General features: G+C 66.4%; 8 protein-coding genes. 2 read left to right on the plus strand and 6 right to left on the minus strand.

Annotation, left to right across the window (positions count from 1 at the left end):
• Positions 1-13: 13 nt before the first annotated feature.
• The gene (locus RCP80_RS22300) at positions 14-1,396 is read right to left on the minus strand and encodes an HNH endonuclease signature motif containing protein (RefSeq protein WP_308479749.1); all 1,383 of its coding nucleotides are present in this window, start codon (positions 1,394-1,396) and stop codon (positions 14-16) included.
• Between the two features lie 206 nt (positions 1,397-1,602).
• On the opposite strand from RCP80_RS22300, the gene erm reads away from it, so the two are divergent.
• Positions 1,603-2,376: a 23S ribosomal RNA methyltransferase Erm gene (erm, locus tag RCP80_RS22305; RefSeq protein ID WP_308479750.1), complete on the plus strand. Its 774-nt coding sequence runs from the start codon at positions 1,603-1,605 to the stop codon at positions 2,374-2,376.
• Between the two features lie 3 nt (positions 2,377-2,379).
• Here the strand turns inward: erm and RCP80_RS22310 are convergent, their stop codons facing one another.
• Complete coding sequence (locus RCP80_RS22310; protein ID WP_308479751.1) at positions 2,380-2,613, minus strand: hypothetical protein; 234 nt, start codon at positions 2,611-2,613, stop codon at positions 2,380-2,382.
• 179 nt (positions 2,614-2,792) lie between these two features.
• A complete protein-coding gene (locus tag RCP80_RS22315; RefSeq protein WP_308479752.1) occupies positions 2,793-3,647 on the minus strand; it encodes a fructosamine kinase family protein in 855 nt (284 codons plus the stop codon).
• Between RCP80_RS22315 and RCP80_RS22320 the strand changes: the two genes are divergently transcribed.
• Positions 3,646-4,380 carry an MBL fold metallo-hydrolase gene (locus RCP80_RS22320; protein WP_308479753.1) on the plus strand — a complete coding sequence of 245 codons (735 nt, stop codon included), beginning with the start codon at positions 3,646-3,648 and terminating at the stop codon, positions 4,378-4,380. The genes RCP80_RS22315 and RCP80_RS22320 overlap by 2 nt on opposite strands.
• A 53-nt stretch (positions 4,381-4,433) precedes the next feature.
• Here the strand turns inward: RCP80_RS22320 and RCP80_RS22325 are convergent, their stop codons facing one another.
• The 3 genes from RCP80_RS22325 to RCP80_RS22335 all read right to left on the minus strand — a co-directional run bounded on the left by RCP80_RS22325 (position 4,434) and on the right by RCP80_RS22335 (position 13,399).
• Complete coding sequence (locus RCP80_RS22325) at positions 4,434-6,749, minus strand: alpha/beta hydrolase family protein (protein WP_308479754.1); 2,316 nt, start codon at positions 6,747-6,749, stop codon at positions 4,434-4,436.
• A 456-nt stretch (positions 6,750-7,205) separates the two neighbouring features.
• Complete coding sequence (locus RCP80_RS22330; RefSeq protein ID WP_308479755.1) at positions 7,206-10,220, minus strand: PE-PPE domain-containing protein; 3,015 nt, start codon at positions 10,218-10,220, stop codon at positions 7,206-7,208.
• Between the two features lie 695 nt (positions 10,221-10,915).
• Positions 10,916-13,399 carry a PE-PPE domain-containing protein gene (locus RCP80_RS22335; protein ID WP_308479756.1) on the minus strand — a complete coding sequence of 828 codons (2,484 nt, stop codon included), beginning with the start codon at positions 13,397-13,399 and terminating at the stop codon, positions 10,916-10,918.
• Positions 13,400-13,985 lie beyond the last annotated feature (586 nt).

The raw sequence follows: 13,985 nt of genomic DNA on the forward strand, positions 1-13,985 counted from the left end.
TCCCGCACCCCGCTTAGCTGGTGTCCTCCGGCCTCGGGGCCATGATGTTCTCCGGGTGGTGGTACTCGTTCACCCGTGTCGACCCGTCGTCCAGATGCGGCGGCGGGATCCATTCGCAGCGGCCGTCGGCTCGGCGCATCCGGGTTTGCCAACCCCCGGGTTTGACCTTGCGGTTGTCGGTCCCACAGGCCAAGGTCAGGTCGTCGATGTCGGTCTGGCCGCCGTCGACCCAGTCCCGTTCGGCGTGATGGACCTGACATTGATAGGCCGGGGCGGTACAGCCCGGGGCGGTACAACCACGGTCCTTGGCGTACAGCACAATTCGTTGCCCCGGCGACGCGGTGCGTCGGCCGCGCCCCAGATGTAGCGGGACACCCTTGCCGTCGAAGACCACCAGGTACTGATACGCATGGCAGGCCATCCGCAGCACATCGGCCATGGGCAGCAACGACCCACCCGCGGTCACGGCGTGGCCGGTGGCGGCTGTCAACTCCTTGAGGGTGGTGCTGACAATGACCGTCACGGGCAACCCGTTGAGCTGACCGAGGTCCCCGGTCGACAGCACAATGCGTCCCGCGGCCAGCAGCGCGTCGTGGTTGCGCTGGGCCGCGGTTCGCAGATCCCCCTTGACCTGCGCGTCGCTGGGAGCCCCCTCCACACAGGGGGTTTCGTCGTCGAGGTTGCACATCCCGGGCGCGGCCAGCTTGGCGAAGATCGCCTCGAACACCGCGCGCGCCTCCGGCGTGAGCTGCCCGGAGATCGGGGACATGCCGTCGGCGCCCTGGCGACCGAGGGTGACGCCGCGGCGACGGCGCCGGTCAGCGTCGGTGTATGTCCCGTCCTGATCGATGAGCGCAAGCAGCCGGTCGGCAACCTTTCGGAACGCCTCAGGGTCCAGGTTGGCCGCGTGCCGAGCCAGCTCCCGTTCGGCGGAGAGCTTGGTATCGAAGTCCACGCTCACCGGCAACTGGGTGAAGAACTTGCGGATCTTCGCTATGTGCTCGGCCCCGATGGCCCCCTCGGCCTGTCCGCGGGCGACATTCGGCATCAAGGGCTCCAGCGGTTCGCCGGTAAGCGCGACCCGCGGTCCGAGGTCTGCGGCCTCCTCCACGCGACGCTTGGCATCGGCGGGGCTGATCCGCAGCCGCATCGCCAACGCCCGGGGCAGCTTGGCCCCGAGCTCCTCGGCGGTGGCCTCGGCGGCCAGGCGGTTGAGCAGCCGGTGTTGCAGCACCGGCGCCTTGCGGGCCAGAGTTTCCCGCCGCGCGAGCACCGCCAGCATGTCTGCCGGACTCAACGCGTCCAGCGAGACCGCGGCCAGCTTGTCCTGGACCGCCTCGTACTCGTCGAGAAGGGAAAGTATCCCGTCCCGATCCGAGGCGACGTGCACGGCCATGCCTCGCACGCTAGTGCGAGGGTGTGACAAAAATCGGATGCCTCCAGCGACCCGGTGCACTAGCCTCGCCGCCGTGGGTATCGCCAGCATCGCCGTCGTGCGGATCCGCCGCTTCTAGCGGCGGTCGACTTCCAGCTCCGCCGCTCAGCTGTGTCAGCCGGGCGGATTCGTCCTGCCCGAAAGATTCCATCTTCGCGGAGTTCCCCATGCCTACCTATCGCGGCGGCCGGCACGAGTACGGCCAGAATTTCCTCAACGACGCGGCCACCGTCCGCGCCATCGTCCAGACGGTCGCGGCCACCCGCGGTCCGATCGTCGAGATTGGGCCTGGCCGGGGTGCGTTGACCTTCGACCTGCAGCGACTGCGGCGTTCCCTCACGGTCGTCGAAATCGATCCGCGGCACGCGAGGTGGCTCGAGCAGAAGGTCAAACCCCATGTGCGCGTGATCAATACCGACTTCATCCGGTGGCAGCTACCGGAACACCCGCACGTCCTGGTCGGGAATCTGCCGTTTCATCAGACCACCGCGATGCTGCGCAAGACACTGCACGCCCCCGGGTGGACCGATGCGGTGCTGCTGGTGCAGTGGGAAGTCGCACGACGACGGGCCGGGATCGGCGGGGCGAGCATGATGACCGCCCAGTGGTGGCCGTGGGTCGACTTCACCGTCGGGCAACGAGTACCCGCCTCGGCGTTCACGCCGCGCCCGTCGGTGGATGCGGGGCTGTTGGTGATGTCGCGGCGGCCCGATCCGCTGCTCCACTGGAACGAGCACCGCCGCTACCGCAGTTTTGTCCACGCGGTGTTCACCGGACGCGGACGCGGGCTGCCGGCGATCCTCACCAAAGTGTGCGAAAAGCGCACGCACACCCCGATCCGGGCCTGGCTCGCCGCGCACCGATTGAGCAATTCCGCTCTGCCCAAGCAGTTGTCGGCCGCGCAGTGGGCCCAGCTGTTCTTGATCGCGACGCGCCGCTGATCGCTAGGTGTGCGGCTCCAGACCGAACTCGAGTCCCCGCAGCGGCAGCGTCGCGGCCACATCGCGCACCTGTTCGGACACGTAGCGACTGGCCAAGATCCGCGCGGCCTCCGCCGCCGCGTGCAGGTCGGCGTTACCGCTGTGGCCGGCCAACAATGCCAGTGACCCACCCGCGCAACAGAAGTCGGTGCGTAGCTTGGCCAACTGCACCAATAGCTCCGCGGCGACATCACCCAACTGTTCCTCTGCAGTGCAACCGTCATGACTCAACAGCTGTCACGCCCCCGATCATGTGACATGTGGGCGCCCCAAGACATGCTTGAGCACCCGACCCCGACCCTTCTGGGCGTTTAGCCTAGGGGTTCACCTGGCTATTTGCACACCCGTGCAGAAAATGTTGCGCAGATTACAAACGGTCAGCCGAGTGTCAACGCCTTGCGCGCGGCCACGTGGGCCTGGTGTGCGTACCCGCTACCGAATATCGCCACGTGCGCGAGCAACGGGTACAGCTGCCGCATCCGAATGCGCTCACGCCAACCCGGCAGCAGCGGGTGTACCCGCTGGTAGCCGTCCACGATCGCCTCGAGGAACGGACAGCCGAACAGGTGCAACATGGCGATGTCGGTTTCCCGGTGGCCGCCATAGCTGGCCGGGTCGATCAGGACCGCACCCTGCTCGGTCCAGACGATATTGCCGTTCCAGAGATCACCGTGCAGTCGCACCGGCACGTCTTCGTCGTCGAAATCACCTGCTCGACAACGAGTTATGGCGCTCTCGATGTCGCTGATCGCGTCGGCCCCCAGCGCTTTTCGGGCCAGGCCGAGCATGGGCCGCAGACGCTCCTCGGCGTAGAACTGCCCGCAGCTGTCATGATCGGCGAAGGTCATCGGCAGCGGATGCCGCAGCGGACCGAAGAACCCGTGGCCGTGCCAGCCGTCGGGCGCCGCACCCCAGCTACGTGCTCCGGCGTCGTGAGTCTTGGCCAGCGCCGCTCCGAAGGCGCGCGCGGCGCCCTCGGTGGCGGCGACGGACTCGAGTCGGACCAGTGTCAGGCTGGTGTCGTCGTGCGCCACGACTTCGGCGCAACGCGCGCCGTGGGCATCCGAAAGCCAGTGCAGGCCAGCGGCTTCGCAGGCGAAGAAACCCGGCGGGGCGGCCAGGTTGCGTTTGGTGAAGGTCCGCACCCGTCGAGTATGCACGCCGACCGCCCGGTTTCGGTGTGAGAGAAATATCTGGCCCGCCGGGTCGACGCCGGTTAGCGTCGAGGTCATGGCTGAGCCCGACCTCCAACAGCTTGCCCGGTCGCTGTACCGACTCCGGATTCCGGGCGGCCCCGCTCACCTGCTCAACAGCTACCTTTGCGTCGACGACGACGGTGTCACGTTGGTCGATACCGGCTGGCCCGACAGCGCCGCACTCATTGCGGATGCCCTGCGCGCGTTGGGTAAACGGCGTCGCGACGTCGTCCGGATAGTTCTGACCCACTTCCACGAGGACCACTGCGGGTCAGCCGCCGAGATTGCGGACTGGTCCGAGGTGGAAGTGGTTGCCGGCGAGGGTGACGCGGCCTTTGTGCGCGGGGATGTCGCCGGTCCGTATCCGGTGCTGACCCGACTGGAGGAATCGATCCGTTCCGGCGATGAATGGTCGCTGCATGGACCGCCGTGTCGGGTTGACCGGGCGGTGCGCGACGGCGATGTCCTGGGCTTCGGCGGTGGTGCTCGCGTGCTGGAGGTCCCCGGTCACACGCCGGGCAGCATCGCGGTACACCTGCCCGCGCTCGACGCCGTACTCACCGGCGATGCAGTCGCCGAATTCCACGGTCAGGTGATTCTCGGCGTTTTCAACGTGGACCGACAGGCAGCCGCCGAATCGATGCGCCGGCTGGCCGCCACCGGGGCCCGCCGCGCTGGGTTCGGACACGGCGAGGCCGCACTCGAGGGTGCCGCCGAGCGGATGGCCCCAGCCGTCGACGTCTTCAGCGATGACACGGCAGCCGGATAAACCCGAGAGAAGAACGGGCCCCCGCGCGTGCGGGGGCCCGTCCTAGCGGCGGATCACTCGTCCGCTGTCGACTTCTTCTCGGCCTTCGGCTTCGGGGTCACCGCCTTCTTCAGCTTCTCGGTGGTGTCCTTGACCGACTTCTTGATGTTGTCACCGGCCTGCTTGACGCCGGCACGGACGTTACTGACCGCCTTCTTGGTGGCGGCCCGCCGCTCGGTTGCGTCGGCCTTCACCTTGGCGCGGAGTTCGCTCACCCCTTCTCGCAGCTCGCCGCCGCCGAAGATCGATCGTTTCGCGGTCTTCGCGACACCGGCATTCGGCTCGTCGTCGGCGGCGGTCAGCGCGAGCGGCGCTCCCTCGTCCGGCACCGGACCCTGGATGGCCGCACCCGCGCCCTCCACGGCGGCCGTGACTCCAGCACCAATCTGCCCGGCGGTCTGGATCACCGGGGCAACGACCTTGCCGACCGCGCGCTGTCGTTGCGCCAGGGCCTCCTGACTGCGATCGAAAGGCGACTCCGGCAGGTGCGGCCCGATGGCGGCCAGGGCTTGCGAGACGCCGTCACCGACGTCACGGCTGACGGTCGTGATCGCGTCACCCGGCACCCGAAGTAGCTGCGCAACCTCGGGGGCCACCTCCGCCTCGATGCCGATCTCGTTGAGTAGCTCGACAACGCGCACCAGCGTTCGCTCCAGGACGTCGGTCATCTCGTCGCCCACCCCCTTGCCGAGGACGGAGATCAGATCGCCGGGCAGGTACAGCGCAGTCTCGCGATCCAGCGTCTGGGTTCCGAACAGGGTCTGGACGTGGTGCTCGAGATGCGTCCGGTCATAGGTGATTTCACCGGTGACCGGGTCCACGTTGCGGACCACGTCGGCGTAGGCGATGTTCGTCAGGACCTTCAGCAGCGGCTCGATCGCGTCGGCACCCGGGGTGTTGATGTCCTCGCCCGTGACCAGACCGAAAAGCTGAGCCGGCAGCCGGAACGGGGCCAACAACGGCAACTGCGACTGGGTGAGCGTCGCGTAGATCGTGCCGTCGGGAGCCACGTAGGTCTTCACACCAATGGGCGGGTCCGCGGGATCGACAGCGCCGGAACCCAACTCGAGCAGACCGCCCAGCAGGTTGAAGACCAAGAGCGAAGACGCTGCGGAGTTGGCCCAGGCAACGGGATTAGCGGTCAGCGGGGCATCGGAGAGCAGATCGTACTCCCAGGTGGCGTCGGCCTTGATGGTGATGAGGATGGGCTGACCGTCCGCATTCTCCAGGGCGGCTATCAGCGTCTCCAAGGAGATGTCGTCGATCGGTTCGCCGCGAAGAAGCTTCGCGACCAATTCGGGATCAACGCCATCGGGCAGGACGTCCTGGCGATCCGGAGTGACGGGGTTGGTCCCGGTGATCTCCTGGTAGATCGGCGCGAACTGCGAGTACAGCCCGCCGCCGGGCCGGCCCGGATTCCGCAGCAGGATCAGCGACAGCAGTGTCGCGTCGATGACACCGCCGGGAGTTACCTCGAGGTCAGGCTGCGCCGTCGGATTGGGCATCGGAACTTGGTGGCCGATGCCAGGGATGTTCAGGGCATAAGCCGCTGTCGCCAGTTCGATGATGTTCGAGAATGTCTGGCTCTGCGTCGTCCGGCCGGTGGGGTCATTCGCGCCGACAATGACAATCTGCCTGGGCCCGGTGAGGGGGTCTCCCACCGTGACCGGGTCATACCCTTCGGGGGTTTGACCCTTGAAGTTGTCGACGAGGGCCTGGTATGCCTGTCCCGCAGCGATCGCCCCGTCGCCGTAGGCGATGAGGTTGACGTTCTGGAGATAAGCCGTCCAGTTGACCAGCGGCGCCAATGCTTGGGCCAAATCGCCGCCTCCCGCGACGTAGGCCACGATCGCCAGCGGATCGGCGCTGGTGAGGTCGGTGGGCGACACCCATTGGCCCCACGTCGTCGTCGTCCAGCCACCCGAAAAGAGCGGTATACCGAAAAGTCCTGTGCCAGTTCGGCTGTAACCGAACGACATGGTGCTCGGGTTGTACCAGGTCTGCCAGGCCGGGGCCGCCGCGTTCACCGGCGTTGCGCCCCAAGCGATCAGCGGGTTGTTGTCCTTGACGCCGACGACGGCATTGTTGATGGCCTTCGGATCGGACGGCAGCGTCGGTACCCCGCCAACCAGGTCGGCCGGCAACCACGACGGCAACCCGATCACGTAGGTTTCGCTCGCCACGGCGTTGGCGATCGGCGGCGCCAACCCCACCGACACCGCGGTCGCGACTGCCGCCCCGACCAGCACCGCCTTCTTGGTCTTGGTGCCGGCAATCCTGCGACGACGCGCTCGCGCGCCTTCATTCTTTGCTACTCGTACCGTGCGCATACAGCTCCCCCTACTGAACAGTGCATGGATACTGCACTCCTGGAGGGCTGCGGCGAGCGAGCTCGTCTCAGCCCTTTCTCAGGTTCAACTCAGAGTTATGTGGGCTGCGTGTTGTGCTGCGGTATAGATCGGTCCCGCCAGAAATACGGTCCCGCTGGGTGTTTACCCAAACCGGGTGATCACAAGCGACGGCTTCGACGGCAACCGCACCGGCTGGGTGCTCCAGCCGAACTTCTTAACCCCCGCCCCCCACCTCAGGTAACTCTCAGCTTCCCCTGGCCAACAAGCTACACGGAGATCGCGCCGCGCGCAGGCCATATCGAACCGTTGCTGAATGTACCCCCCGTTGCATAAACGGCCGCTGCGCAGCCGCCCCCGGGAAGTAAGTCGCCCCCTCCCGATCGGGAGGGGGCGACTGTCCGTTTTTTACTTGCACGCGCACGCCGCTAACGCGGCCTACTCATCTCCGCCGCGCACCTTCTTCTCGGCCTTCGGCTTCGGAGCCACCGCCTTCCTGACCTTCTCGGCGGTGTCCTTGACCGACTTCTTGATGTTGTCACCGGCCTTCTTGACATTGGCCTTGGCGTTGTCGCGGGCCTGCTTCACATTGGCGCGGACCTCGTCGCGGGCGTCCTTCAAATCGGCCCTGGTCTTGGTCAGCGAGTCCTGCAGACGCGTCTTGCCCACGGCGCCGGCGGATTCCGACGTTGCGGGTTGCTGCTCGGCCAGAGCCACCTCGGCATCGCTGTCTTCGCCCGATGCCGGTCCGCCCTGGACCTCATCGGTGGCGGTCGCCGGATCGACCACGTCCCCGTCGAGGTCCTTGACCGGCTTCACCTCCCGGTCCGTGTCGCGTTGAGCGGCGGCGAGTTGCGTCTGCCGGTCACCGTTGGAACGTTGCTGCAGCGCATCGGGTTCCACGGCGTCCACCGCACCGCCGAGCACCGTGCCCACACCCGCGCCGACCTTGGCGCTGACCTCCGTGATGACGCTGCCGAGCCGCGGCACGGTCTTCGTCCAGGCCTCCTTCAGCTCGGCGGGCAGCGCCACGTCGATCTCGCCGAGGAGCTTCTCGGCCCCGGCCAGGAACCGGCCGTTGATGTCGGTGATCTCGGCACCCAACCCGGCGCCGAGGATCGCGATGACGTCGCCGGCCAGTTGAGCGCGTTCGGCCGTCGTCATCGTCGGAGTGCCGAAAAGGGTCGGCACGTGCATCTGATCCAGCGTGCGGTCATAGGAGACGGTTCCGTCGGGATTCTCCACCCGTACCCAGTCGGTGTAGGCAACGTTGGTCAACGTCTTCAACAGCGGCTCCAGGGCATCGACGAGCGGGGTGTTGATGTCCTCGCCGGTCGCGGTCTCGATCGCCCCGGCCAACAGCCGGATGGGTGACAACAGCGGCAACTGACCGAGCGTGACGGTGCCGTAGATGGTGCCGTCATCGGCCACGTAGCTCTCGAAGTCCAAGTCACCGTCGTCGTAGGTGACCAGTGCGGAGGCCACGTTCACCGCCAGCAGCGCGGCCGCGGCAGAGTTGGCCCACGCCAACGGATTCGCAGTCACCGGAGCGTCGGACAGCAGGTCGTACTGCCACGTCAGGTCCGTCTTGATGGTGATCACCATGGGCTTGCCGTCGGCGTCCTCCAGCATCGCGACCAGGTTGCCGAGGTCATCGATCGTGATGTCCGGCGCGCCACCCTCGCCGAGCAGCAGCTTGGCGATGTCCAGACCCTCCAGCCCCGCCGGCAGGACATTCTGGCTGTCCGGAGACACCGGGTTGTTGCCGGTGAGTTCCTCGTAGATGGGCGCGAACCGGGCGTACAGACCACCGTTGGCACGCCCCGGATTACGCAGCAGCGCCAGGGTGAACAGGTGGATGTCGAGCACGCCGCCCGGGATCTCGCTGTAGGCCGGCCCGTCCGCGGGCAGGTCCGGGAACACCAGGTCGCCGGGCAGTGGGTAGGACGAGATGACCTCGTCCCAGCCCCCGTCACCGGTGGTGTGGTTGACCTCCCGCACCACCCGGTTGCCGTCCTCGTCGGTGGTGATGACGATGTAGCGACCATCGGTCTGCGGCGCCCCGGCCTTGATCTCGCCGGAGGTCACCGCGTCGATGAACTTCTGATACGCCAAGCCCGCCGCGATGGCTCCGTCGCCGTAGCCGATCAGGTTGGTGTTGTGGAAATAGGCGGTCCAGTTCAGCAGTGGGGCAAGGAATCCCATATCGCCGGACAGGTAGTACGCCAGATCCCGGGTGGTCAGCCCGGTCAGGGCACTCAAGCTCGACAGATCGAAGTCCCCGTTGAGCAGCGCGGCAAGATCCAGATCCTGCAGTCCGAAGATGTCGTCGGTCGGCGAGACCCACTGCCCGAACGTAGTGGTGGTCCACCCGCCGGGAATCCAGCCGTACGTGGGTTGATCTTCGGAGACCTGCTTCGGAATGCTGGGATCGACCAGCGCTGCGGCCCGGTCGTCCCAGCTCGCCCCGGGCAATCCGAACATCGTGCGGTTCAGGTTGTAATCGATGTCGCCGACGTCGATGGTCCCCATCTGATTCGTCAGCCAGTTCCAAGCGCCATCCCAGGCGGCGCCGCGGCCAGGCACCCACGACGGGAGTGGGTTGGCCGGCTTCTTCAGGCCCAATTCAGCGGGGTCGATCTGCACGGGATACGCGCCCTGGTACACACCGGTTTCCAGGAAGTCGTCGAGCGCCGCGGGATCGCCCTGGAACGGGTTGTCGATGGAGACTGTCGTCGTGATCGGCGCACCAACGGACTGGCCGGCGATCTTCTGCTGGTCCCAGCGTCCCAGCAGGCTGGCAAGGCTCACCGACCCGAGAACCGGGATCGAGTAGCCCGAGTTCCACCAGCTCGGTTGCGCCACCGTGTAGGAGATCGTGACGTTGATGGTGTCCGCGACGAGGATCGCTTCTCGATCCTCCTGCATGACCGCGGCGAGCGCATCCTCGAAAGCTTGCTGGTACTCCGGGTTGTCGACCAGCACCGGTTCCGTGCCGATCTGACCCCACTCCCGCGGCGTGTAGTACTGGTCGCGGTCCGAATTGGTCAGCTCATTGAGGTCGAGTTGCCCCAGCAAGGCCGTGATGTCAGCCGCGGACAGGTCCCCGAGGTCGATGTCGCCGAGGTTCAATCCGCCCAGGTTCGGGTTGTACCACTGCACCCACTGCGGGTTGAGTGCGACTCCGCCGGTACCCCACCCGATCAGGGTGGCAGCCGGCTTCTTCCGATCGTCGACGATCGCGTTGTAGAGCGCGTTGGCGTCGTTCTCGAAGTTGTTGACGCCCAGCCAATCCGGCGCCCCGACGATGTAGGTCGCGGCCTCCGCGGTAAACGGTGCGACGCTCACGGCGACGGCGCTGAGCACAGCCACGCCGCTGAGCGCGACCTTCGCTGCCGCGGTGCGGCCCAGCCGACGACGGCGCGCCCGCGCCCCCTCCTTGTTTGCTGGCATGAACGTGCGCATACAACTCCCCCATCTCGTCGGTGTCAGTGCTCGCCGAAATCGGCGATCGGCCTCAGCTTCAGCTCAGGTTGGTGCGGGCCTGCTCCCCGCGAGCCAGTGCATAGCTACTGGCTTGAAATACTCTGTCCGGCTCCATATTCCGAGCCTCAACGCTGCGGGGGGCGGCTACCGCCGCTTAACCCACGCGTTGTTTCAGTCGCTGCTCATCGACGTCGACCCCGACCTCTCAGGTAAATCTCAGGCTATTCACCCCGAAGCTACACGGCGATCGCGTCCCGCGCACCCGCAATTGCCGGTTGCTGACCAAACTCATTGCAGACGCAAGCATTCACGTTGACGTCCACGTAAGCCGAACCCGCCGACTTGTCGCCCCACGCAGCTTCGGGCCCGAAAATTCTTGGCCCGCTTAAAGATTGCTATGTGTGCAGCGGCTGACGGTTTGGCGAGGTCACGCTGATCAGGTCCAGGTCAGGGCTGGTTGCCTCTTTGGTCGCATCGGGCGACCGCGGTTGCCCGGGCCGCCCGAGACCCCACCGTGCACCGCCGACTGCGGCTGGGCGACGCGGCGCGAAATTTCGTGTCAAACCTCGACACGGCGCAGACCGGTGCGGGCGGCCCCGAAAACGGGACACCGCCCCCGGCCGAAGCCGGAGGCGGTGTCTCCCCCACGTCGTACGCGCGGGTTACGCGGCGTCGCTCTTGTTCTTGTTCTTGCTGTCGTTGTCCGACTGGGTCGCCGCGCCGTTCCCGTTGTTCTTCTTCTCGCCGCCGCGCAGCTTGTTGACGCCGTTGTCGACGTCCTTCTTCAACCGGTCGACACGGTTCTGCACGTTGGCGCCGACCTGCTTGGCCGCGCCCGCGACGTCACCGTCGCGGAGCTTCTCGCCCACCAACGCCGCACGCTCATTGGCCTTGCGCAGGCTGTTCTGCGTCTTGGTCACCCGCTTCTCGACGCGCTCGTTCGCATCGGCGGCCGCGGCCTGCAGGGCCTTGCGCGGGTTGAGTGCGTCGGCGACCTTCACCGCACGGTCGAGACCTTCGGTGTTCGTGAACAAGTCGGTGACCACGCTGCCCTCGGGGATGGGCTGCGTCTCGACGTCGGCAACTTCATCCGCTGGCGCTGTCGCGCGGGTGGCGGTCGAGGACCCCTCGTTCTGATCTTCGGCGACCCCAAGTCCGGAAAGACCGCCCAGGTCCCCTGCCGCTCCGGCCGGGTTTCCGCCGACGAGGTTGTTGAACGCCCGGTTGCCATCCATCAAGGGACCGGAGAGATCGATACCGAGATCCCGGATACTGTCGCCGGCGCTCGCGAGGAGGTTGTCGGCTTCCTTGGTCGCCTCGTCGAGCTGCTTCGCGAACGCGACCAGTGCCTCGTTGCTGTCGACCGCATCGAACAGCGGGTTCAGTTGCGTCTTCAGCTCTAGCAGCGCCTCCCGCACGAAGCCCGCGACCGCGACGGTCAGCGCATTGCGGTACACGGCGTCGCCGATGGCGGAACTGCCGAACAGGGTTAGATCCTGGGCTTCCGGGTTGAACAGGTTTCCGGTGAGACCCGTCGAAACCCCGTCGCCGATCAGCGCATTGAACAACGCCTGGGGCGCCTGCAGGCCGGCTTCGAAGCTCACGGGGTTGGTCCAGAACTTCGCCTGGGTGCCCGCCTCGTCAAAGCCGCGGACGAAGGTCGGGATCTCCCCGACCCCGGCGCCGGTCAGGTTCACATCCTGGTAACCCATTGCAACCAGCTGAGTCAGGAAATCGTTGAAGGATTCGCTGCCCGGCGTAGAGATGTCGAAGCCGGGGAGATAGCTGATGGTCCGCGGCAGGAATTGGAACGGCTCGAGCAGCGGCAGGTTTCCGGAGTCGTAGGTGATGTACATGTTGCCGTCGGCGGCATCGGTGTCGATGTGGAACAGGTCGGTGATGTTGCCGGCCGCCAGCAACTGCAGCACGGTGTCCAAGCCGATGTCGCCGCTGACGATGTCCTCGATCACGCCGGCGAACTGCTCGACGTTCTGCGGGATCAGGTACGTGGGCATGAACGCTCCGGTGACGGAGTTCGCCCAGGCGGCCGGACTGAAGACCGTCGACGGTGCATCGGACATGATGTCGTAGGCCGCGGTGATGTCCCAGAACGTGACGTTGCCGTTGCCCTCGCGGCCGTCGACGTTGGACATGTTGATGCCGACCAGGCTCGACAGCGGGGTCAGCATCGCCAGCATGCCGCCGCCCGGCCGCGACGTGTTCCGGATCGGGATGATCAGGACGACGGTCTTCGCGAACTGCGATTCATTCAGGAACGACGGTGCGGTGATCGCCGCGTTGGTCCCGCCCAGGCCGAAGGTCGGGATGATCGCGATGCGGTCGGCCGAGGAGAAGAAGAGGCTGAGGTCCAGAAGGGTGATCGGCGGGATGAGCGGCGGCAGACCGGGGATCGTGACGTCGATATCGGTCGTCGCCCCCGGAACGTTCAGCGGCACGTTCTGCAGCAGATCGACCAGTGCAGCCAGGTCGTCGGGCAGCACCCCGCCCGGAACCAGGTCCAGCAGGTCCGTCCCGAGCATCGCATTTTTGAGCACCGTTAAAAGCAATTGAGTCGAGAGGTCGCCCTGCAGGCCGGCAACTGCGTCATACGTTCCGGCGGGACCGAGAGCGGGGACAGCGATCTCCGGCAAGCCGATATTGATGCCGGCCCCCAGCGCCAATGCGGGGATATTGATCCCGTTGGGGAGTAGTGGAGGAATTGGCGGCAGGTTTACGGCCGGAAGATTGGGCAGCAGACCCGCCGGCAGCACCTGAATCCCGCCCTGCGCGGCCTCGAGCGCCGCGGCCAGCGTATTCAGGGTGGCGCGGAAGGCCTCACCCTGTTCGCCGGGGATCAACGCAGCCATGGCGCCCAGGGTCCGGAGCGCGCCCTCGGGCGTGCCGGCACCCAGCATCCGGGCGATCTGCGCTCCCGGTCCCACGGGGTAGATCCCGATCGACGCCGACAGCGAGACGTCCTCGGTCAGCGACGCGGCGATCGTCTGGTCGCGATCGGCCAGCACCGCGGTGGACGCGGCCGTGGTTCCGCCGATGGTCAACGCAGCCGTGGCGGCCATCGCGGCGGCGGTGACCGCCGCAGCTTTGGCCTTGCGCAGCTTGGGCGGGGTGGGTACCGAGGTCGTCATTGACCCTCCTGGCAGAGTGTGAGCTGGATTACAAACTGTCGACACTGTAGCAAATAGGTCTCAGCTAAATCTCAGCATAGCCAGCTTCCACTCAGAAACACGAAAAATACCTGGTGGGAGGATCGTTAGCGCCCGCTAAGGAATCGATGGAGCAGGCCCGAATATCCCCACTTAGTAGAATGCGCAATATTTCAGCAAAATCTTAGACGGCGACGAAATCCGTAGCTCAGATCCGCGGCGGTCGGGCGCGTTTCCCGGCCGGGACGGGTCGCGGGCCACCGCTCGGCGACGGATTTCACCCTCGCCGCCGTCGCCCTGGCCCGGCGGCGGCGGGCACGCGGAGATCGAGCCGGCCCGGCATGCCCCACAACGGGCACCGCCTCCGGTCCGAAGACCGGAGGCGGTGTTCCTCCCCCCGTGTGTTTTGGATGCTTAGGCGCTGACATCCCCCATACGCTGAGACTCGGAGCCGTGGCCCTCCCAAACCCGGTCCGACGTGGCCGTCGCCATACCCCCGGCCCGGCAGGCTGACATCCATAGTTCTGACATGTCGCCCCCTCCCGCCCGGCTGTGAGCTGCATCACGC

It is taken from the genome of Mycolicibacterium sp. MU0053 (assembly GCF_963378095.1).
Taxonomy (GTDB): Bacteria; Actinomycetota; Actinomycetes; order Mycobacteriales; family Mycobacteriaceae; genus Mycobacterium; species Mycobacterium burgundiense.